At 38.0% G+C, this 2,215-nt stretch carries 1 protein-coding gene; it reads left to right on the top strand.

Going from position 1 to position 2,215, the window contains the following annotated elements:
- Positions 1-308: 308 nt before the first annotated feature.
- Positions 309-1,283: an Rpn family recombination-promoting nuclease/putative transposase gene (locus LGZ99_RS06675; protein WP_262978972.1), complete on the top strand. Its 975-nt coding sequence runs from the start codon at positions 309-311 to the stop codon at positions 1,281-1,283.
- Positions 1,284-2,215: the final 932 nt, after the last annotated feature.

The raw sequence follows: 2,215 nt of genomic DNA, 5'->3' as shown, positions 1-2,215 counted from the left end.
TATATTAAGGAGTATTGGATAATTTAATGTTGTCGTGATAATCCGGTATATATTGTTTATACCGGATTTTTCATGAGAAATTGTTTAACTGGTTTATGAAAAAATTTATTCCCCTGTTGAAAACGTTATTAAAGTTGGTTGTTGTTTTAATATATTATCTGATTAACCTGAATTTCGCTTAAGAAGGAAATGAAAGTATCTGAGATACGATCAACATTTTTGTCAAAGAAAATGTAAGACATCTCCGTCAGCCCGGTTTCTTGCTTAATATTCCTTCAATATAAAAGAAAATGTGCTACCATTCACCGATGAAAAGAAAAAACACACCAACGCCACATGATTCTGTTTTTAAAAAGTTTTTAAGTCATATCGATACGGCCAGAGACTTCCTGGAGATTCATTTGCCTGCTAAATTACGGGCGGTTTGTGATCTGGATACATTGCGGTTGGAATCAGGATCGTTTATTGAAGACAATCTGCGGGCGCATTATTCCGACATTTTGTATTCATTGAAAACGGCGCGGGGTGACGGTTACGTGTATTGCGTGATCGAACACCAGAGTTCCCCGGACAAAATGATGGCATTTCGATTGCTACGTTACGGTATTTCAGCCATGCAACGGCATCTGGAGCAGGGACATGAAAAATTGCCGCTGGTCATTCCGGTATTGTTTTATCACGGGAAAATACAGCCGTATCCCTGGAGTACCAATTGGCTCGACTGCTTTGATGATCCGGCTCTGGCGAAGGAAATCTATTCCGGTCCCTTCCCGCTGGTAGATGTGACGGTAATCCCCGACGATGAAATTCTGACGCATAAACGGGTCGCACTACTGGAAATAGTGCAAAAGCATATCCGGCAGCGAGATATGGCGGAGCTGCTGCAAGAGTTGGTCATACTGCTGACGTATGATTACTATACGGATGAACAGCTAAAAAGCGTGCTAAACTACTTATTACAGGCGGGAGATACCGCCGATCCAGAGGGTTTTATCCGGCGACTGGCAGAACAGTCCCCGAGGTATGAGGAGGTACTGATGACAATAGCACAAAGATTGGAACATAAAGCACGTCAGGAAGGGCGTCAAGAAGGGCGTCAGGAAGGATTGCAGGAAGGATTGCAGGAAGGGCGTCGGGAAGGACTCCAAGAAGGATTGCATAAAGGTGAAAAGCAGGGGATCCTGAAAGTCGCGTGGGCGATGATGGACATGGGTGTCGACCGTGAAACGATAATGAAAACGACTGGGTTGAGCCAGAACGAGCTTGAGCAAATACGCCACTAACGCGTGCTGAGAGTTCTTAATCAGTATTCAATGACTCATGTTAAAAGAGGATCTTACGGTGACTGTCAGAACAGTCACCGAAGTATAAGTATTGACCGTGAAACGGTGATGAAAATCACCGGACTGAGCTTGAACAAATGTCTGACAAACTGACTATTGATACGTTATCGGCATAAAAATGCTTGAGCCAATGCACGAAACGCATAATAGAAGCGGCACATTTACATGCCAAGCGATAAGATCGAGTCTGAATCTACGTGCTTCTGAAATCTCTGTTCTTAAGCAGAGCTGAGGTTGATTAACCTATTTAATATTCTTATTTGTCTTTTTTACGGGGTATATAAACATTAATAAAATCAATGCTTTTTATTATTTTCACTGATAGGTTTATGATAGGCAGGTTTTAAACTGTTATTAAAAGTTATTTTTTTAACCTCTGGTTTTAATCGGTATAATAAGGTTTTAACCGTTGTTTTCACTACTTTTAGCACTTATTTTTTATTAAATTTAATCATCATGGTATATTGTATTTTACGTTTAATTAAACATTGATTATATTCACTTTTTATCTTTACTGACGTTGTTTTACTGGCAATGATGAACAGTTTTTATAAGTCTTTTATCTTCATAAATCAATCTGTAAATAGCCTGATGGTATAAAAACACCCTTTTATGTTTTTTCGAATAATATCTTTTTTTGCTAATTTTTTCAATTTTCTGTTAACGTTTAATAGACTTCGATTAAATATAATCAATAGTATTTTAAAAATTTCATTTATAGTTAAATCCGTCTTTTATACAAAAGCTTTAATATCTCTATTTTCGTGCTTTTAAATGGTTATGGCAGGGCTGGTAAATGTAAAATAAGAGAAGGATAACGTTGTTGATAAATAAATTAAACATGATAGGGAATAAGCCGTTTTTAGTTACTC

This window comes from Photorhabdus temperata, from assembly GCF_025384845.1.
GTDB lineage: Bacteria > Pseudomonadota > Gammaproteobacteria > Enterobacterales > Enterobacteriaceae > Photorhabdus > Photorhabdus temperata.
Note: the sequence above shows the minus strand (reverse complement) of the source record. Positions and strands in the feature narration are given on the sequence as shown.